This is a genomic window from Kitasatospora aureofaciens, assembly GCF_001188955.3.
Classification (GTDB): Bacteria; Actinomycetota; Actinomycetes; order Streptomycetales; family Streptomycetaceae; genus Kitasatospora; species Kitasatospora aureofaciens.
The window spans coordinates 473,670-492,541 of sequence record NZ_JPRF03000001.1 but is presented as its reverse complement, the minus strand read 5'-3'; the positions used below and the strand labels follow the sequence as shown (position 1 = coordinate 492,541).

13 protein-coding genes and 2 pseudogenes are annotated in these 18,872 nt (G+C 70.7%); 6 read left to right on the top strand and 9 right to left on the bottom strand.

Annotation, left to right across the window (positions count from 1 at the left end):
* Nucleotides 1–136 precede the first annotated feature (136 nt).
* Genes HS99_RS02115 through HS99_RS02105 form a run of 3 tightly spaced genes read left to right on the top strand, consistent with a single transcriptional unit; the run spans nucleotide 137 to nucleotide 3,769 of the window.
* Entirely contained in the window at nucleotides 137–640 is a 504-nt protein-coding gene (locus HS99_RS02115; protein WP_030556227.1) for a PadR family transcriptional regulator, read from the top strand.
* Nucleotides 637–1,398, top strand: coding sequence for an ABC transporter ATP-binding protein (locus HS99_RS02110; RefSeq protein ID WP_043481227.1), 762 nt, complete (start codon nucleotides 637–639; stop codon nucleotides 1,396–1,398). The genes HS99_RS02115 and HS99_RS02110 overlap by 4 nt, the downstream gene beginning before the upstream one ends.
* 4 nt (nucleotides 1,399–1,402) lie before the next feature.
* Nucleotides 1,403–3,769: an FtsX-like permease family protein gene (locus tag HS99_RS02105; protein WP_046385803.1), complete on the top strand. Its 2,367-nt coding sequence runs from the start codon at nucleotides 1,403–1,405 to the stop codon at nucleotides 3,767–3,769.
* A gap of 94 nt (nucleotides 3,770–3,863) precedes the next feature.
* On the opposite strand, the pseudogene HS99_RS43045 reads toward HS99_RS02105, so the two are convergent.
* The 3 genes and pseudogenes from HS99_RS43045 to HS99_RS02095 all read right to left on the bottom strand — a co-directional run.
* Nucleotides 3,864–3,992 (bottom strand): annotated as a pseudogene (locus tag HS99_RS43045) (family 1 glycosylhydrolase); the annotation flags it as partial.
* A gap of 413 nt (nucleotides 3,993–4,405) precedes the next feature.
* Nucleotides 4,406–6,574 carry a DEAD/DEAH box helicase gene (locus HS99_RS02100; RefSeq protein WP_043481229.1) on the bottom strand — a complete coding sequence of 723 codons (2,169 nt, stop codon included), beginning with the start codon at nucleotides 6,572–6,574 and terminating at the stop codon, nucleotides 4,406–4,408.
* Between the two features lie 394 nt (nucleotides 6,575–6,968).
* Nucleotides 6,969–7,393, bottom strand: a pseudogene (locus tag HS99_RS02095) (transposase); the annotation flags it as partial.
* A gap of 637 nt (nucleotides 7,394–8,030) precedes the next feature.
* On the opposite strand from HS99_RS02095, the gene HS99_RS02085 reads away from it, so the two are divergent.
* Nucleotides 8,031–9,671, top strand: a complete 1,641-nt coding sequence (locus HS99_RS02085) for a glycoside hydrolase family 27 protein (protein WP_030556239.1) — start codon at nucleotides 8,031–8,033, stop codon at nucleotides 9,669–9,671.
* A 222-nt stretch (nucleotides 9,672–9,893) separates the two neighbouring features.
* Here HS99_RS02085 and HS99_RS02080 read toward each other — a convergent pair whose 3' ends face one another.
* Complete coding sequence (locus HS99_RS02080) at nucleotides 9,894–12,149, bottom strand: MMPL family transporter (protein ID WP_078938581.1); 2,256 nt, start codon at nucleotides 12,147–12,149, stop codon at nucleotides 9,894–9,896.
* Nucleotides 12,150–12,293: 144 nt separating this feature from the next.
* Here HS99_RS02080 and HS99_RS02075 point away from each other — a divergent pair, with 144 nt between their 5' ends.
* Nucleotides 12,294–12,968, top strand: coding sequence for a TetR/AcrR family transcriptional regulator (locus HS99_RS02075; RefSeq protein WP_063737763.1), 675 nt, complete (start codon nucleotides 12,294–12,296; stop codon nucleotides 12,966–12,968).
* A 173-nt stretch (nucleotides 12,969–13,141) separates the two neighbouring features.
* On the opposite strand, the gene HS99_RS02070 is transcribed toward HS99_RS02075, so the two are convergent.
* A complete protein-coding gene (locus HS99_RS02070; RefSeq protein ID WP_030556246.1) occupies nucleotides 13,142–13,384 on the bottom strand; it encodes a hypothetical protein in 243 nt (80 codons plus the stop codon).
* A gap of 14 nt (nucleotides 13,385–13,398) precedes the next feature.
* Between HS99_RS02070 and HS99_RS02065 the strand changes: the two genes are divergently transcribed.
* Nucleotides 13,399–13,665 carry a hypothetical protein gene (locus HS99_RS02065; RefSeq protein WP_030556247.1) on the top strand — a complete coding sequence of 89 codons (267 nt, stop codon included), beginning with the start codon at nucleotides 13,399–13,401 and terminating at the stop codon, nucleotides 13,663–13,665.
* A 332-nt stretch (nucleotides 13,666–13,997) separates the two neighbouring features.
* Here HS99_RS02065 and yjfF read toward each other — a convergent pair whose 3' ends face one another.
* The 4 genes from yjfF to HS99_RS02045 all read right to left on the bottom strand — a co-directional run bounded on the left by yjfF (nucleotide 13,998) and on the right by HS99_RS02045 (nucleotide 18,630).
* Nucleotides 13,998–14,969, bottom strand: a complete 972-nt coding sequence (gene yjfF, locus HS99_RS02060; RefSeq protein ID WP_078867414.1) for a galactofuranose ABC transporter, permease protein YjfF — start codon at nucleotides 14,967–14,969, stop codon at nucleotides 13,998–14,000.
* Nucleotides 14,966–16,048 (bottom strand): ABC transporter permease, encoded by a 1,083-nt coding sequence (locus HS99_RS02055; protein ID WP_030285835.1) that lies wholly within the window; start codon nucleotides 16,046–16,048, stop codon nucleotides 14,966–14,968. The genes yjfF and HS99_RS02055 overlap by 4 nt, the downstream gene beginning before the upstream one ends.
* Nucleotides 16,045–17,568, bottom strand: a complete 1,524-nt coding sequence (locus HS99_RS02050) for a sugar ABC transporter ATP-binding protein (RefSeq protein WP_030556250.1) — start codon at nucleotides 17,566–17,568, stop codon at nucleotides 16,045–16,047. Before HS99_RS02050 ends, HS99_RS02055 begins: the two co-directional genes overlap by 4 nt.
* Before the next feature lie 78 nt (nucleotides 17,569–17,646).
* A complete protein-coding gene (locus tag HS99_RS02045) occupies nucleotides 17,647–18,630 on the bottom strand; it encodes an ABC transporter substrate-binding protein (RefSeq protein ID WP_030285838.1) in 984 nt (327 codons plus the stop codon).
* Nucleotides 18,631–18,872: the final 242 nt, after the last annotated feature.

Here is an 18,872-nt window from a genome sequence, read left to right as displayed (position 1 = left end):
TTCGATCCGCCGGCACGGGTGGGCGCCGACGTACGTCCCTTTATACGGCCTCCCTGCTGGTGGGAGCCTGCCTGCCCGTACTGTGTGACCGAGGTGTAACCAGCGAACAGGGACGAGAAGGAAGAGGTGACGCCCGGTGCGCCATCAGCTGCTGGCGCTGCTGGCCCGGCAGCCCGCCTACGGGTACGAGCTCAAGCAGGGGCTTGAGCAGACCTTCGGCGCGGCGTACCCTCAGCCGAACATCGGCCAGATCTACGTGACCCTGAGCCGACTGGAGAAGTCCGGACTGATCCACGGCACCGAGGTGACGCAGGAGGGCAGGCCGGACAAGAAGGTCTACGAGATCACGGAGAAGGGCACCGAGGAACTCGCCGGCTGGTTCGAGGCGCCCACCGAGGGGCCCCGGGTCAGGGACGAGTTCTTCATGAAGCTGATCCTGGCCGAAGGCACCGACCTCGCCGACCGGCTGACGCTGATCAACAATCAGCGCCGGCACTGCATCAACACGATGCGCGGACTCAACAAGCTGGCCGCCACCGAGCGCGGCAACCGGACCTCGCTGCTGCTGATCGAGGGCGCGGTCCTGCACCTGCAGGCCGACCTCGACTGGCTGGAGCGTTGCCAGGAGGAGCTCACGTGACCGGCTCGGAACCGATACGACCGCTGCTGGCCGCCGACGGCGTGGTGCGCTCGCACCTGAGCGGCTCGACCCTGATACCCGCGGTCCGCGGCGTCAGCCTGCGGATCGACAGGGGCGAGTTCGTCGCCGTCACCGGCCCTTCGGGCGCCGGCAAATCCACCCTGCTGCACCTCCTCGCCGGCCTGCTGCGGCCCGACGAGGGCGAGCTGTGGCTCGACGGGCGCCGGGTGGACCGCCTGCGCGAGTCCGCCTGGGCCCGCCTGCGCCGCCGGCACTACGGCATCGTCTTCCAGAGCGGCAACCTGCTCCCCGACTTCTCCGTCGCCGACAACATCGAACTGACCGCGGTGCTCGCAGGCATGTCCGGCCGCACCGCCCGCGAACGCCGCCAGGAACTCCTTGAAGACCTCGGCCTCGCCCACAAGGCCGCCGCCGGGCCCGGCGAGCTCTCCGGCGGTGAGCGCCAGCGGGTCGCCCTGGCCCGCGCGCTGGTCAACCGGCCTCAACTGCTCCTCGCCGACGAGCCCACCGGGAACCTCGACAGCCGCAGCACCCGCGATGTCCTCGCCCTGCTCAGCCGCTACCACGAACAGGGCACCACCATCGTGCTGGTCACCCACGACGCCAGGGCGGCGAGCACCGCCGACCGCGTCGTCAGCCTCTTCGACGGCCGGGTCGCCGACGACGCCCGGGTGGAGGAGCCCCCGGCCGGGCGGCGCGCCGTCGGGGTCCGCGACATCATCGATTTCGGCGGGTGAGCCGGTGCCTGCCATCCTCCGCTGGATCCGTGCCGACCTGCGCTCGCACCGCCTCCACGCCCTGCTGATCGTCCTCGCCACCGGCGGCACCGCCGCCGCCCTCCTGCTCGCCGGCACGCTGCTCGGCGCCGCCGCCGACCCGTGGCAGCGGCAGTTCCGTGCCGCCGGATCACCCGACATCCGGATCGACCTGCGCCCGTCCGCGACCGCCCGGGGCAGCGCCGACGAACCCTCGGCCGCCGTGCTCGCGGGCGAACCCGGCGTACTCGCCGTCTCACCGCCCCAGCACACCGCCGAGACCACCCTGGTCGGCCGACGCGCCGACGGCGCCACCAACGCGGGCCCGCCCGGCCGCACCACGCTCGTACTGCGCGGCGACAACCCGGACGCGGCCCGCCCGCTGCTGCGCTCCGGAACCTGGCTCGATCCGGACGACATCCACGGCATCGTGCTCGAACAGTCCGCGGCCGACGCCGCCTGGGCCCACCCCGGGGACCACCTGACCGTCCTCGACGCCCACGGCGGCCCCGTCGACCTCCGGGTCCTCGGTATCGCGGACAGCCCCGACCAGCTGCCCAGCCAGGCCGCCGGCTACGACCTCGGCTGGGCCCCTCCCGCCACCCTCGACCTTGTGCAGCCGGAATGGGCGGCCCAAGGACTCACCCTCGGCCTGCGGCTGGCCCACCCCTCCGACGCCAGGTACACGGCCCAGCGGGTGGTCAGCGTCCTCGGCGCCGAGCGGGTCTCCCGGATCACCACCTGGCTGGACGCGCGGGCCGCACGGCAGCAGGACAACCGGCTGGCCGGCCTGCTGCTGGGCCTCAGCGGACTCGCCGCACTGATCGCCGCCGCCCTCGCGGTGGCCGGCGCGGCCGGCGGGCGGATCCGCTCCAGGACCGGCGACATCGCCCTGCTCAAGGCGCTCGGCTTCACCGCCGGCCAGGTCGCCTGGATGTTCATCGCCGAACAGCTCCTGCTGGCCGGCACCGGAGTGCTGCTCGGCGCCGGCGGGGCCGCGATCGCCGTCCACACCGTACCGGCCCTCGGCGGCGGGACCGACGCGCTCCACGGGCTCGTCCCCGGCGGTACGGCGATCACCGGCGCCGTGGTCGCCGCCGCGCTCCTCGCCGTCGGGGCCGCCGCCGCGCTGCCCGCCCTTCGGGCCGCCCGGGTCGTCCCCGTACCCCCGACCGACGGCACCCGGCCACCCGTCATGACGGCCCGGCCGGTCCGGCTCGGCCCACTCCGACGGCTGCCGCCAGCCGTCGTGTTCGGGCTCGGCAGCGTCCTGCGCCGACGCTCGGACCTGGTCGGAAGCGCCCTGCGGCTGACCGTCCCGGTCGTTGCCGCCACCCTGGCCCTGAGCACCTGGTCGACCCTCGACGCCGTCACCCGGCCCGACGGCGGCGCCACCGTCCCGTCCGTCACCGCCCGCCGCACCACCCCCGATCAGACACCCGGCGACAGGCAGCTGGCCGGCGCCCTTGCCGCCGACGTCGCCGTGCAGGGCGTCTTTCCGGGCACCGAGGTGCAGGCCTTGGCGCCCGGCCAGTCCGCAACACTCACCCTCCGCGCCGTCGGCACCACCGACGCCCCGTACCCGTACACCCTCGTCGAGGGCCGGGCGATCCGCGCCACCGACGAGGCCGTGGCCGGACAGGGCGCCCTCGACCTGCTCGGTGCTCGGGTCGGCCAGTGGGTGCGGCTCACAACCGGGAGCACCCCGCGCATCCTGCACATCGTCGGACGCAATCTCGAACCGGAACACGGCGGCCGCGTCCTGTCCACCGGATTCGACACCCTCGACCGGCCCGGTGACCCCACCCACCCCGACTTCTGGCAGCTGACCCTGCGCCCCGGCCAGGACCCGGCAGAGGTCCAACGCGACCTCCCCGCCCGCGCCGGCCTCGCCGGGCAGGCGGAGATCCGTCTCCCCACCGGCCCGGTCACCCGACCCGGCGCCCTGCGGGCCAGCGTGGTCGGCCTCCTGCTCCTGCTCGCCCTCATCGGCCTGGTCGACCTGCTCACCACGGCCACCGCCGGCTTCCACGAACGCCGCAGGGACCTCGGCCTGCTCAGGGCGATCGGCTTGACCCCGGGCCAGTCCGCCGTCGTGCTCGCCGTCCGCGGGACAGCCATCGCCCTCATTACCGTCGCCGTCGGCTCGGCCGTCGCCATCCCGCTCGTCCGCCGGCTCATCGACCGGCAGGGCGAGCTGAGCGGCATCGGCGCGGGCATCGCCCGGGCCCCCTCCACCTGGACGGTCCTTGCCATGGCCGCCATCTGCGCCACGGCGGCCGCCGCCCTCTGCGCACTCCCGGTGCTGCGCATCCCCCCGCCCACCCGGACCCCGGACGGCGCCGACCGGTAGACGTCGCGGCCACCGGTTCACTGCTCGCCCTCCCGCCCACGAGTTGTTCGGCGACGGCGTCGCGGGCCCCGGCCCTGGTGAGGCGCCGCAAGGCCTACCTCCCGTGTCGCGCCCGGTGGGCCGCGATCACCTCGCGGTACCAGGCGTACGAGGCCCTCGGCGTGCGCCTCTGCGTCTCGAAGTCGACGTGGACCAGACCGAACTTTCGATGGAACCCCTCGGCCTGTCGAACAGGGTGTCATTATAGCGAGGCCGTCACTGTCAGTTACCTGATTTCTCCAAGCTGGCTATCCGGCGACGGAGTTTGAGGGATCCGTCCCAGCCCGCCTACTGCACGGACCTCTTCCGATGTCGAGCGATCAGGTCGCGACACCAGGCATACGAGGCCGGCTTCCGCCACCACCATTCGGCGTTGTGCTTCGGCGCGTGCAAGTGCTCGGGGCAGGGCCGCATGCCAGAAGCAGAGCCCCTCCGGAGAGCGAGTTCAGGTCCCGTGTTCACGCTGCGCTGCGCCCGCATCACCCGACGGACATCGCTATCCCTCGGTGGTGGGACGTACCGCCACCCACCACCGAACCGTAGGCCTCTCCCAGACCTGCCCCGACCCATGTGGCGCCACGAAGTGGCACCCCGAACTCAGTCACGCGGCAGGGCGGCCAGGCGAAGCTGCTCCTCCTCCACGATCCGCACCGCCAATGATTGTTCCGAAACATCCACGGCCTCCGGCGTCGACTCCGCCACCTCGCTCCGACGCGCGTACTCGTCGAAAAGCCGATCCTTCGCCCGCAGGATCTCCAGCATCCGCTGGTCGACACTGTCGGCGACGAGCAGCCGGTGCACCTGGACGCGCCGGACCTGGCCCATGCGTTGGGCCCGGCCCACGGCCTGACTCTCCATCGTGGGCTTCACCTGCGGCTCGCACAGGATGACGACTGAGGCCGCCTGGATGTTCAGCCCCACACCTCCGGCCTGGATCTGGCTCAGCAGCACCGCGTGACCCGGTACCGCGGCGAACTGGTCCACCACGTCCTGGCGCCGAACCGCCGGAAGACTGCCGTCGATCGGACCGAATGCCCTTTGGCTCAGTGATTCCCGGACGACCGCCAGCACGTCGCGGAAGAACGAGAACACGACGACCTTCCGCCCGTTGTCGGCAGCCTCCTCGATGATCTCCCGCAGTCGCTGCAGCTTCGCCGACCGCTCAGGGTCCGCGTACGCGGCACGGCGCATGGCCATGAAGTTTCCGGTGGCGACGGCGTCCCGATATGCCGCGAAGTCGGCCGACGTGAACTCCTCCCACTCGTCGACGTGAACGACATCAGGAAGCTCGGTGAGGACATCCTGCTGGTTGCGGCGGAGGTAGGCCGGAGCCACCGCCTTCCGGAACGCCTTCGGACCGGCGGCGGCCGAGCCGTTGTGGATCTGGGGCAGCAGTTCGGGCTGGAGGTAGTGCACCAGGTTGCGGAACTCCTCGACCCTGTTCTCCATCGGAGTGCCGGTGAGGAAGAGCACCCTCTCGACACGGTCGGTCCACGCGGCTACCGCCTGGGAGCGCTGCGCCTTGTGGTTCTTGACGTAGTGGGCCTCGTCGACCACGACCATTCCCACGGCCTGCGCCGGAGGGACCTCCAGCTGACGGAGGCCGTCGAATGTCACCACCGCGACGCCACCGTCACGGAGCCACTCGGCACGTGGCAGTTCCCGGTCCTGGCCGTGAAACCGGTAGGCGCGCAGGGTGCTTCGAGACTCGATCTCCCGGGTCCAGTTGATGAGGACGCTCGCCGGACAGACAACGAGGAAGTGTGTGCTCCCCTGCGCCCGGAGGTGCGCCATCGCCGCGATCGCCTGAACGGTCTTTCCGAGGCCCATCTCGTCGCCGAGGATCACCCGCTTCTGCCTGAGCGCGAAGCGGGCTCCGAAGGCCTGGTAGCCGCGGAGCGAGACCTTGCACTGTGTGTCGTCCAACGGCTCGGCCCGGACCCGGTCGGACAGTTCATCGGGTAGGAAGCCTTCGGAGGCGCTGACCTCAGTCGGACCGAGCCCGGCGACCTCGCCAAGGATGCTGTAGAACTCGGCCGAGTGGTGCTCGAAGTCCGTCCACGCCTCGACCTCGGAGGCTGGCGGGCGCAGGAGGTCCGCAGAAGTCTGGGCGAAGAGCATCGATGTCGCCTGCACCTCCAACTCCGCGAGCAGAGCCGTGAGCTGATCGATCGCCGCGAGGGCTTCCTGCTTCCTCTGCCGTCCGGCGAACAGGGCGCGGATGGCTCCTCTAGCCGGCTGAGCAGTGGAGATGAGGCCACCGACCTCACCGACGACACGCTGCGCGATCTCATTGGCGCGGGCAGCCTCGGGCCCGGCGACGACCAGCCGGTGAAGCGCGATGACCAGGGTCGTGCTCATCGCGTCCTGGTGATCGACGTCGAGCCGGACCGCCACGGCCTGCTCGGCCGCCGCGGCGATCCGGCGGGCGGCAGCAATGGTCTGGGCAGCAGTCTGCGCACCGATTCCCGGAATCAGCTGGAGCGAGTACGCCGAGACACCCACGATCTGCTGCACGGTCCTGAATCCCGCAGACTCCAACGCGCCGACCCTGAGTCGCCCCTCGGTCACATCCCTGAGCCGGGCCACGGGGATGGTTTCCAGTTCGTCGCGAACCAGCCGGTCCCTCAGCGCGGCTGCGGCCTGGGTCACCTGTGAAACGGCACTCCGGTGATCTCCGGTGACCGCGAGAGCGGCCGTGTGGAGTCGCTCGGCATCCGCAAGAACTGCCCGGGACTTCCGAACGGTCCGCTGCTTATCCCCCACCTACGGCTCCCTACCCCGGCTCGACCATCCAGCGCCATCTCCAGACCTCCACATGATTCCACCCGGGCCCCGTCCGTGCCGCCGCGATCGTCTTCGTCCGGAGCCGGAGCCAGCACGGAAATACCGCTCCCGCATCGGGCGGGCTCACAGGCACGGGGCTCCGACTGAGGCCGAAACCTCCCACCGAAGCCGCCGAACCCATCGCTCGTCGACAGCGAGCCTTCAACCACTCCCAACACCAGAACGCGCATCGCCGGCGTGCCCCGCCGTGGCATCCATGGCATACAGCCGTCAGGCAGCTTTACAGATACTCGACTTGGCATTCACGCCAGGGTCTGTCCAGCCAACGGCTCATACAAGATTTTCGTAGCCGGTGATCGCTTCTGAGTGTGTGTCAGCTGAGCAGGATGCGCTGACGCAGGAGGCGGTATCCGGCGCGGCCGTAGGTCTGCCTCTTGAGCAGCTTGATCTTGTTGTTGACGCCTTCGGTGCGACCGTTGCGCCAGGGCAAGGTGAGGGCGTGATCGACGGCCGTGCGATCGCGTTCGAGCCCGGTGACGTAGGCGTGCAGGAAGGGCAGGTCCGCGGCTCGGACCTGGGTGATCCAGCCGGTCAGCGCGTCGGCGTTGGCCGGTGCCGGGGTGAGCAGGGCGGCGAAGCCGGTCGTCGCGGCGGCCAGAGCCGTCATCTCCGGAAGGCCCCGGCGAGCTGGTCGCGCAGCACGAGCTGTTCTTCGTGCAGGTGGTCGGGGTCGGTGAGCAGGAGGCGGGCCACCCTGCGCGGGGAAAGGCTGGCGTGGTCGGCCTCGACCCGTCCCTGGAAGCGTTCGCAGTCGGCGGCGTGGCGGTGGCCGATAGTGACCGCCAGGTCGCCGCACACGACGTGGGCGAGTGCCGCGGCGCAGCTGCGCCCGAGCCAGGTCACGGCGTCCTCGCCGTTCGGAGCGAGGTGCAGGTGGGGGGAGCCTTCGCCGTCGTGGTCGTCGACCCGGATCAGCGGAGGGTGCTGTGCCCGTCCGCAGACGGCTGCGGCCGCCCTCACCCTCGCCGCCGAACTGCCGCCCGGAGTCGAAGCCACCAGTTCCGCGAGGCGGCCCGCCTGACCGCCCGTGAGCTGGGGCTGACCTGGCTGCTGCGCGCACTCTGACGGCACAGCACATGTGACCGGTGGTTGCGCCAGGGGGCGGCCAGCGGGCGGCGCGCAGTGTTGCAAGAGGGGTTGACACTGTGTGCAGGGTACTGGAAGCTCCCATTGGCCGACGCCGGGGACATTCACCCGGCGGTCTTTTCGCGACCGATTGTTAGCGCTAACAAGGAAGCCGTACCGGAAACCGGCGTGTAGTGCTCCCTGCTCGGAGCCCCCACCTCCCGCAACGGTGAGGCCGTCCAGTCACGGGGTTGTCATGCCCGCGAAGATTCACCTCCTCCATCACCCCACCCGCCAGGAGGCGACCACCATGCTCCATGCGAACCTGCGCAGGACGCTTGCCCGCGTCCTCTCGGCGTTGCTCCTGTCCTTGGCGCTTCCGCTGCTCTCACTGGCCGCGGCCCCGCCGGCTGCGGCGCTGGGCAACGGTCTGGCGCTCACGCCGCCGATGGGTTTCAACGACTGGAACGCCTACGGCTGCAACGTCTCCGAGCCGCTGATCAAGAGCACGGCGCTGGCCATGCACAACAACGGCATGCAGAATGCCGGGTACCAGTACGTCAACATCGACGACTGCTGGATGACCCACACCCGGGGCTCCGACGGGCGCCTGGTACCTGATCCGAACAAGTTCCCGGACGGGATCAAGGGCACCGCCGACTACGTCCACTCGCTGGGGTTGAAGCTGGGCATCTACGAGGACGCCGGACTGCAGACCTGCGGCGGCTTCCCGGGCAGCCTGGGCCACGAGACCACGGACGCGCAGACCTTCGCCGCCTGGGGCGTGGACTACCTGAAGTACGACAACTGCTATGCGGGCCCCGGCTGTTCGCTCAACTCCTGCCCCAACGGCACCAAGGCGCCCGCGCAGACCCGGTACACCACGATGCGCGACGCCCTGGCCGCGACCGGCCGCCCCATCCTGTTCAGCCTGTGCAGCTGGGGCGAGGACAGTGTGTGGACCTGGGGCGCCGGCGTCGGCAACAGCTGGCGCACCACCGGCGACATCAACGCCAGCTACAACAGCATGTTGTCGATCTTCCACAGCAACGTGAACCTGGCCGCCTACGCCGGGTCCGGTCACTGGAACGACCCGGACATGCTGGAGGTCGGCAACGGCCCGCTCACCGACACCGAGAGCCGCTCGGAGTTCAGTCTGTGGGCGGAGATGGCGGCTCCGCTGATCGCCGGCACCAACGTCGCCTCCGCGAGTCCGGCCACCCTGGCCACGCTCACCAACGCCCGCGTGATCGCGGTGGACCAGGACTCGCTCGGCAAGCAGGGCATCCTGGTGTCCTCCGCCGGCGGTCTCGACGTGCTGGCCAAGCCGCTGGCGAACGGCGACGTCTCGGTGGCCCTGTTCAACGAGACCGGATCGACCGCGACCATCAGCACCTCCGCCGCCGCGATCGGGAAGACCGGCGCCGCCAGCTACGGCCTCACCGACCTTTGGTCCGGCGCGACTTCGACCACCTCCGGCACCATCAGCGCCTCGGTGCCGGCGCACGGCACCACCATGTTCCGCGTCGCGGGCGGCACCAGCGGCGGAACGAACCAGACCGGCCCGGTGTACGCGGTCGGTGCGGGCAAGTGCCTGGACCTGCCGAACTCGACCACCACCCCGGGTACCCAGATGCAGATCTGGGACTGCAACAACCAGCCGAACCAGACCTGGACCCGCACCGCCTCCGGCCAGCTGACGGTCTCCTCGGGCGGCACCCGGATGTGCCTGGACGCGTACAACGGCCAGACCTCGCCCGGCACCAAGGTCGAGATCTGGACCTGCAACGGACAGCCCAACCAGCAGTGGACCCGAAACACCGACGGCACCGTCACCGGCGTCCAGTCCGGACTCTGTCTGGACGTCAGCGGAGCGTCGACGGCGAACGGCGCGCTGGTCCAGCTGTGGGCCTGCAACGGGCAGAGCAACCAGCAGTGGAAGCTCGGCTGACCACCGCTCGAAGCCTCATCCGGGCCCGGCTCCGGCTCGCCCACAGGGCGGTGCCGGTGTCGGGCCCAGGTGCGTAATCGATCGGTGGCCGCCGAGGGTGTTGCGCATGATCGGACGGAATCGGTCGGGTCCGCGCAGGCCGGGGCGGCGCGTTCCGCACCAGCGGACCGCAGGCGTCGTGGGGCGCCCGTGGTCCGCTGGTGTGACTGTCCGCTGGTGCGACTAGCCGACCACTGTCGGGGAGCGGGGCGCCTCGGCGGCGGCCGCCGGCTGGTAGAACTCGGTGTGTCCTTCGACGTGGAGGTGGGGCAGGCGGCGGTCCAGCCAGGTGGGCAGCCACCAGTTGCCTCGGCCGAGCAGGTGCATCACGGCCGGTACCAGCAGCAGTCGGACCAGCGTGGCGTCGATCAGGATGGCCGACCCCATGCCGACGCCGATGACCTTGATCGGCAGGTCGGGCGCCGGGACGAAGGCCGCGAACACGGCGACCATGATGGCCGCGGCCGCGGTGATCACCCGCGCGGTGCCCGCCAGTCCGCTGACGATGGACTCCGCGTTGTCGCCGGTGCGCAGCCAGGCCTCACGCATCCGACTCACCAGGAAGACCTCGTAGTCCATCGAGAGGCCGAACAGGACGGCGAAGGTCAGCACCGGGACGAAGGCCGGCAGCGGGGTGGGGCTGTCGATGCCGATCAGTCGGCCGGCGGTGCCGCCTTCGAGGACGAGGGCGACCACGCCGTACGCGGCGCCGACGGAGAGCAGGTTCATCACGGCGGCCTTGAGGGCGACGGCGAGGCTGCGGAAGGCCACCAGGAGCAGAAGCATCGACACCGTGACCACGCCCCCGACCAGCAGCGGGATGCGCTGGGAGATGTTGTCGGTGCTGTCGATCGCGCTGGCGGTCGCCCCGCCGACGTGCACCCGGACGCCGGGGCCGACCGCGGCCGGGATGACGTGATCGCGGAGGTCGCGGACCAGGGTCTTGGTGGCGCTGGACTGCGGACCGCTGTCCGGGACGACGGTGAGCAGCAGCGAGCGGCCGTCGGCGCCGGGCACCGGAGGGGTCACAGCCGTGACGCCGGGCACCGCCTTCAGCGCGGTGGGCAGCGAGGCCGTCGCGTCGGCGGGGGTGCCCGGCGCCAACTCGGCGACCAGAACCAGAGGCCCGTTGCTGCCCGGTCCGAAGCCGGCGGCCACCGTGTCGTACGCCAGCCGGTTCGAGCGCCCGGCGGGGTCGTTGCCCGCGTCGGGGAAGCCGAAGCGCACGCCGAGGAACGGCGCCGCGAGCGCCAGCAGGACGACGACCCCGGTGAGGGCACCGAGGACGCGGTGACGCTCGACGAGCCGGCTCCAGCGCAGCCAGCCGGCGCCCACCGGGCTCTCGCCCTGGGCGGCGCGGCGCTGGGGCAGGGGTAGCCGCAGGCGCTCGATGTGTCGGCCGAGGTAGCCGAGCAGGGCGGGGAAGAGAGTGGCGGACGCGGCGATCACGATGAACACGGAGAGGATCGCCGAGACCGCGGCGCCGCGCATGAACGACAGGCCCATCGCGAACAGCCCGAGCATGCTGACCACCACGGTCATTCCGGCGACCACGACCGCGCGGCCCGCGGTGTCCAGCGCGGCCACCGTGGCGGCCTCGGGTTCGAGCCCCTCGGCGCGCCACTCGCGGAACCGGGTGACCAGCAGCAGCGCGTAGTCGATGCCGACGCCGATGCCCAGCATCGCGGCGAGCGAGGTCGACCAGTCCGGGACCGGCATGATCGCGGCGAGGACCGGCAGCAGGGCGCTGCTGACCGCGAGCCCGCCGAGCGCGGTGAGCATCGGCAGGCCGGCGGCCACGACCGACCCGAAGGTGATCACCAGGATCACGGCGGCGGCCGCGATGCCGATGCCTTCCGAGCCGATCGCGCCCTGCTCGGCCAGCTGGACCGTCATGCCGCCGAGGTGGACGCGCACGCCGCCGTCGACGGGGCGGGCGAGGTCGAGCAGCTGCTGGGTGTCCGCCTTCGGCATGTCGGGGGCGACGGCGACGTCCAGGTGGATCTGCCCGAGGGCGGTGCGGCCGTCGGCCGACACCCTGCCGCGCGGGCCGTACGGGTCGTCGATGCCGCTGACGTGCGGCACCTTGGCCATCCGGGCGAGCAGGTCCTTGACCCGGTCGCGGGTGGCGGCGTCGGTCACGCTGCCGTCGGAGGTCAGCACCAGGCTGATCGATTCACCGCCCAGCCCGGGGAAGTCCCGTGCCAGCAGTTGCTGGGCCTGCTTGGAGTCCGAGCCGGGCGCGGTGTAGTCGGCGCTGTACTTGGCGCCGAGGCTGGCCGAGAGGCCGAAGGCCGCGCCGGCGGCGAGCAGCCAGAGCAGCACCGTGCGGCCCCGGTTCCGGAAGCTCCAACCGGCTATTCGGCCGAGCGGGCCGGGTCTGTGTGGCCCGCTCTCCCCGGCGGCTGTCCGCCGATCCGCGCGCAGTCCCTGGGACATGTGGTCCTCCGTACGTCGTCAGGGGCCCCGTTCCCCCCCGGCATGGCGTTACGCTTCATAACGGGCCTTACGAAGCGTAACGTTTCCCTCGACGGGTACGGATTGTCAACGCGGTGACTGGCGCAGCGAGCCGATGGAGATGCGATGACGGGTGGGTCGACCGATGAGAGCGGGGGGCGGAGCCGCCGTGAGCGGCTGCGCGCCGACACTGTGGAGGAGATCAAGCGCGCGGCCCTGGGCCTGATCGTCGAGCGCGGCGCCGCGAACCTCCGCTTCACCGACATCGCCCGCAGTATGGGGATGACCCCGCCCGCGCTGTACCGCTACTTCGCCGACCGGGACGAGCTGCTCACCGCCCTGGTCGCCGACTCGTACGACAGCCTGTCGGACGCGTTGACGACGACCCGCGAGACCGTGCCGGCGGACGACCTGGACGGACGCTTCGTGGCCACCTGCACCGGCTACCGCACCTGGGCGCAGCGGAATCCGGAGCGCTTCGCCCTCATCTTCGGCTCCCCCGTGCCCGGGTACGCGGCCCCACCGGACGGACCGACCGTGGTGGCCGCCCGGCGGGCGATGGAGCACATGGCCGAACTCGTCGCCGAAACGGCCGAACGCGGCCGGCTCGGCAGCCCGCTGGTGCCGGACGCGGCGGAATCCCTGATGCTGGCCTGGGCCACCGTGCACGGCTTCGTCGCCCTCGAGGTGCACGGCCACTTCCACGCGCTCGACCAGGACGCGCGGGACCGCCTCTTCGCAGTCCAGGCGGGCGTCGCCGCGCGCACCGCGGGCCTGTCGCCGGCCGTGGACCAGTGGTGATCAAGGCCCGTCCCGGCCGCCTGGTGCATCGAACAACTCCGCGAACTCCTCGCGACCGCACCCACTGCGAACGGTTCCTCAGGAGCCCCGCCGAACGAGGGCACCGGGGCGGACACATCGCCGGTGTCACCGAGGGCGGATCACCCGACACGTGTGGTCGGCCCGGCATCCGGTCAGAGTGCGGGGAACGCGGGGAAGGCGCAGGAGGGTGCGGTGCCCGAGCCGGAACCCGGGATGACGGTAACCCCGGGGCCGCTCGGGGTCAGGTTGCTGCCCGCGACGGTGATCCTGGCGTGAGCCGAGGTGGCGGCGGTGACGTCCAGGTTGACGCGCCTGAGGGTCAGTTCGAGCGGGTGGGCGTCGTTCAGGCCGACCAGGGTGGACTTGGCGCCGTTGGCCGGGTTGAGCAGGGCCACGTGGTAGAGCGTGCGTGAAGTTGTCGGAGTGGTCGGCCTGGATCAGCCTGGGGTTGTTCTGGTTGGACCCGGCCTTCTGGATGTCGCTGGCGAGCTGCCACCAGCTGGTGCCGGTCCCCAGGATGCTCTGGTCGCCCCGGCCGTCGATCCGGCCCTGGCCGCCGTCGGCCGCGCGGACCGCCTCGATGCCCGCGTTGGCCCCGGCGACGCTGATCAGCGGTCGGCAGCCGCCGCTCGACGAGGCGAGGGTGCCGCAGGCCGGCTTGCCGGAGAGCTGGTAGTCGGCGGGGTTGCGTGATCCGAACAGGGTGGCGCCGCTGTCCAGCACCAGTACCTCGCCTTGGTGCACGGTCAACGGACGGCGCCGGCCGCCGGCGGATCCGCAACGCTGCGGCGCCGACGGCCGGCTCGGTGTTCCGCCGACCTCACCCTCCGGAGGGGACGGAACGGGGACCGCTCGGGCCCGCCCGGCGAAGCGGGGGCCGGTGGACCCGGCGGAGATCACTGGCGCGAGCAGGATTGTTAACGCTAACGATCACTCGTCGAACGCGCCCCCGGCACGGCCGGGGCAGGCCGGCCGGGGTGGTGGTGTGGTGTGGTGTGGCGTGGTGCGCTATCGACGGCGGGCGGTGATCAGGCGCTGCAGGACGATGAAGACGAACAGCAGCCCGCCGATCACGATCCTGGTCCACCAAGAGCTGAGGGTGCCCTGGAAGCTGATGACGGTCTGGATCAGGCCCAGCACCAGCACGCCCAGCAAGGTGCCCAGCAGGTAGCCGGAGCCGCCGGTGAGCAGGGTGCCGCCGATCACCACGGCGGCGATCGCGTCCAGTTCCAGGCCGACCGCGTGCAGGCCGTAGCCGGAGAGCATGTAGAAGGTGAGCAGCACACCGCCGAGCGCCGAGCAGAAGCCGCTGATCGCGTACACGGTGGTCTTGGTCCGCCCCACCGGCAGACCCATCAGCAGAGCGGACTGCTCGCTGCCGCCGAGCGCGTACACGTTCCGCCCGAGCCGGGTGTAGTGCAGAACGACGAACCCGGCTGCCACCACCAGCAGCGCGATCAGCACGCTCGGCGAGACGAACAGGTCGCCGAGCGGGATCCGGGTCTGTGCCATCGCGGTGTACGACGGGTCCGTGATGGAGATCGACTCGACGCTGATCGTGTAGCACAGGCCCCGGGCCAGGAACATGCCCGCCAGCGTTACGATGAACGGCTGGATCTCGAAGGTGTGGATCACCCACCCCATCAGCCAACCGCCGGCCGTGCCCATCAGCAGCACCAGCGGGATGACCACCAGCGGCGGCCAGCCGTGCCGCTCCACCAGCCAGGCGGAGACCATGGTGGACAGCGCCACCACCGCGCCGACCGACAGGTCGATGCCGCCGGTCAGCACGACGAAGGTCATCCCGACCGCGACCACGAGCAGGAAGGCGTTGTCGATCAGCAGGTTGAGCAGCACCTGCCCGGAGAAGAATCCGTCGTACTGCACCGACCCGACGGTGAACATCGACACCAGCAGGACGGAGGTGACCAGCAGCGGGATCTGTCCGCGCACTCTGGTCAGCAGGGCGTTGGCGTTCACGCGCCGACCTCCCGGTTGGTGGTGGTGGCAGGGCTCGGCCGGACACCGGCGCGGCGCCCGGCACCGCGCCGGGCGAGCTTGGCACGGAAGTTCGGTGACTGGATCAGGCAGACCGTGATCACCACGAAGGCCTTGAAGACGAGCGTGGTCTCCGGCGGGATACCGATGGTGTAGACGGTGGTGGAGAGGGTCTGGATGATCAGCGCGCCGAGGACCGTGCCGCCGATCGAGAACCGGCCGCCGTTGAGCGAGGTCCCGCCGATCACCACCGCGAGGATGGCGTCGAGTTCGATCCACAAGCCGGCATTGTTGCCGTCCGCCGCCGAGACGTTGGAGGAGACCATCAGTCCGGCGAGCGCCGCGCACAGCGCGCTGAACACGTACACCAGGCCTACCAGGCGCATCGCCCGGATACCGACCAGCCGGCTGGCCACCGGATTGCCGCCGACCGACTCCAGCAGCAGGCCGAGCGCGGTGGAGCGGGTGAGCAGCGCGGTGAGCAGCGCGACCAGTCCGCTGAGCAGGATCGCGAACGGCATCGCCAGCCAGTAGCCGCCGCCGATCAGCTTGTACGGCTCGCTGGTGATCGTGATGATCTGGCCGTCGGTGATCAGCTGGGCGACGCCGCGTCCGGCGACCATCAGGATCAGGGTGGCGATGATCGGCTGCACCCCGACCCGGGCCACCAGCACCCCGTTCGCGAGGCCCAGCAGCACCGCCGTACCGAGCGCGATGCCGACCGCGCCGAGCACCGTGCCAAGACTCGCCGGGTCGGCGGCCTCGCTGATGTGCAGACAGGCCAGCGCGCCGGCGATGGCGACGGTGGAGCCGACCGAGAGGTCGATGCCGCCGGTGGCGATCACCAGGGTCATGCCGAGCGACACCAGGATCAGCGGAGCGCCGAAGTGCAGGATGTCGATCGTACTGCCGTACAGGTGGCCGTCCTTGAGGTGGACGGCGAAGAAGTCCGGGGTGAAGGCGAGGTTGGCGAGCAGCAGCACGGCCAGCACCGCGGCCGGCCAGAACAGCCGGTACCGGGTCACCGCCCTGGCCCCCGGGGTGGTCGGCGCCGTGGTCATTGTTCCGCTCCGCTCGCGATGGTGGCCAGGACGCGCTCCGGGGTGAGCTCGCCGTCGTTGCGCAGTTGGGCGACCATCCGGCGGTCGCGCAGCACGCCGACGCGGTGGCTGAGCCGCAGCACCTCCTCCAGTTCGGCGGAGATGAACAGCACCGCCATGCCCTTCTCGGCGAGGTCCGCGACCAGCTTCTGGATCTCGGCCTTGGCACCGACGTCGATACCGCGGGTGGGCTCGTCCAGGATCAGCAGCTTGGGGTCGGTGATCAGCCAGCGGGCCAGCAGCACCTTCTGCTGGTTTCCGCCGCTGAGGTTGCGGACCAGCGCCTCCGGGTTGCCCGGGCGGATGTCCAGGGCGCCGATCCAGCGCAGCGCCAACTTGTCCTGCGCGGTGCGCGACAGCGGACGGGCCCAGCCGCGGGCCGCCTGCAGCGCCAGCACGATGTTTTCCCGGACGGTCAACTCGCCGACCAGGCCCTCGGTCTTGCGGTTCTCCGAGCAGAACGCGATGCCGTGGGCGATCGCGTCGCGCGGGCTGCGCAGGTCCGTCTCGGTGCCGTTGATCCGCACGGTGCCGCGGTCCTTGTGGTCGGCGCCGAACAGCAGCCGGGCGGCCTCGGTCCGGCCGGATCCCAACAGGCCTGCCAGGCCGACCACTTCACCGGAACGGATGGCGAGGTCGTACGGTTCGACGGAGCCCTGCCGGGCCAGGCCCTCGGCCTCCAGGAAGGCCCGGTCGGTGGCCGGAGCGGAGCGCTCGCGCCGCTTGCCTCCGGCAAGTTGGTCGAGCCCGGCGAGTTCGGAGCCGATCATCCGGGAGACCAGTTCGACCTGGTTGAGCTCACTGGTCAGGTACTCGCCTTCGAGCCGGCCGTTGCGCAGCACGGTCATCCGGTCGCAGATCTCGTAGATCTGGTCGAGGAAGTGCGAGACGAACAGGATGGCGACCCCCTGGTCGCGCAACCGCCGCATCACGGTGAAGAGTTGGCGCACCTCGTCTCGGTCCAGGCTGGAGGTGGGCTCGTCCAGGATCAGCACCTTGGCCGAGACGTCCACCGCGCGGACGATGGCGACCAGCTGCTGGACGGCGATGGAGTAGCTGTCCAGCGGCGCGCTGACGTCGATGTCCAGCTCCAGCGTGCAAACCAACTCGGTGGCGCGGCGGCGCATTTCGGCCCAGTCGATCAGGCCGAGGCGGCGCGGTTCGCGGCCGATGAAGATGTTCTCCGCGACCGACAGGTTCGGGCAGAGGTTCACCTCCTGGTAGACGGTGCTGATGCCCGCCTGCTGGGCCTGCAGCGGACCGGCGATCCGCACCCGCTGCCCGGCCAGCACCACCTCGCCGCCGTCCGCCGGGTGCACCCCGGTCAGCACCTTGATCAGCGTGGACTTGCCGGCGCCATTCTCCCCCATCAGGGCGTGCACCTCGCCGGGGAAGAGCCGGAAGTCGACCCCGTCCAGCGCCACCACCCCGGGGAACTCCTTGCGGATCCCCCGCACTTCCAGGACCGGTTGCTGACGCACCCCGGTTCTCCTCTCCTCGTGCGACCCGGCCCGCCCGGGGAGCGTTCCGCCGATCGCTCCCCGGGCGGGCGGGCCCGGTCAGTACTGGCGGGTCGGCAGCTCGGCAGCGGCCTGGTCCTGGGTGAAGACACCCTCCTGCGTCTTGATCCGCTTCGGCACCTGCTCGCCGGCCTTGACCTTCTTCGCCAGGTCCATCAGCTGGTCGCCGAGGAGCGGGTTGCACTCCACATCGACGTTGATCTTGCCCTGGCTCATCGCGGTGAAGGCGTCCTTGACCCCGTCCACCGAGATGATCCTGATGTCGGTGCCCGGCTTCTTGCCGGCCTCCTCGATCGCCTGGATCGCACCCAGCGCCATGTCGTCGTTGTGCGCGTACAGCACGTCGATCTTCGGCTGGGCTTTCAGGAAGGCCTGCATGACCTCCTTGCCCTTCGCCCGGGTGAAGTCACCGGTCTGCGAGGCCACCACCTTGAACTTCGCGTCCGCCTTGATCACGTCGCCGAAGCCCGCCTTGCGGTCGTTGGCCGGCGCCGAACCCGTGGTGCCCTGCAGCTCGACGATGTTCACCTCGTCGGACTTGCCCTGGTACTCCTTCACCAGCCAGTCGCCGGCCTTCTTGCCCTCCTCGACGAAGTCGGAGCCGAGGAAGGAGACATAGAGCGAGTCGTCCTTGGAGTCCACCGCCCGGTCGGTGAGGATCACCGGGATCTTGGCGTCCTTCGCCTCCTTCAGCACGGTGTCCCAACCCGACTCCACCACCGGCGAGAAGGCGATCACATCCACCTTCTGCTGGATGAACGATCGGATCGCCTTGATCTGGTTCTCCTGCTTCTGCTGCGCGTCGGAGAACTTCAGCTCGATGCCCGCCTTCTTCGCGGACTCCTGGATCGACTTGGTGTTCGCGGTGCGCCAGCCGCTCTCCGCGCCGACCTGCGAGAAGCCCACGACGAGCTTGTGGCCGGCACCCTTGTCGGCCGAGCCCCCACCTCCGCCGGAACCGCACGCGGTGAGGACGGTGACCATCGCACCAGCGACCAGGGCCGCCGCAGCTCTCTTGGACATGGTGGGACTTCCTCTCGGGATCGTCGATCGCGCGAACGGCACCGGTCACGTGAACGGGAGGTATCGGCGCCGTTTCGCTCCAGACAGATTGTTAACGCTCACAATCGGCACCGGCAAGGCTCTCGCACCCCGTTACCCAATCTTGACCAGCCCGTCGAGGGCGGCCCGAAGCACCGTCAACTCGAGCGCAACGCGGGGAGTTGGCCCGCGTTGCGGGAGGAGAATTCCTTGCCGCGCGCACC

Coding starts and splice junctions, on each gene's coding strand:
- HS99_RS02085 (WP_030556239.1), top strand. CDS start 8,031: ATGCTCCATGCGAACCTGCGCAGGACGCTTGCCCGCGTCCTCTCGGCG.
- HS99_RS02080 (WP_078938581.1), bottom strand. CDS start 12,149: ATGTCCCAGGGACTGCGCGCGGATCGGCGGACAGCCGCCGGGGAGAGC.
- HS99_RS02075 (WP_063737763.1), top strand. CDS start 12,294: ATGACGGGTGGGTCGACCGATGAGAGCGGGGGGCGGAGCCGCCGTGAG.
- HS99_RS02055 (WP_030285835.1), bottom strand. CDS start 16,048: ATGACCACGGCGCCGACCACCCCGGGGGCCAGGGCGGTGACCCGGTAC.
- HS99_RS02045 (WP_030285838.1), bottom strand. CDS start 18,630: ATGTCCAAGAGAGCTGCGGCGGCCCTGGTCGCTGGTGCGATGGTCACC.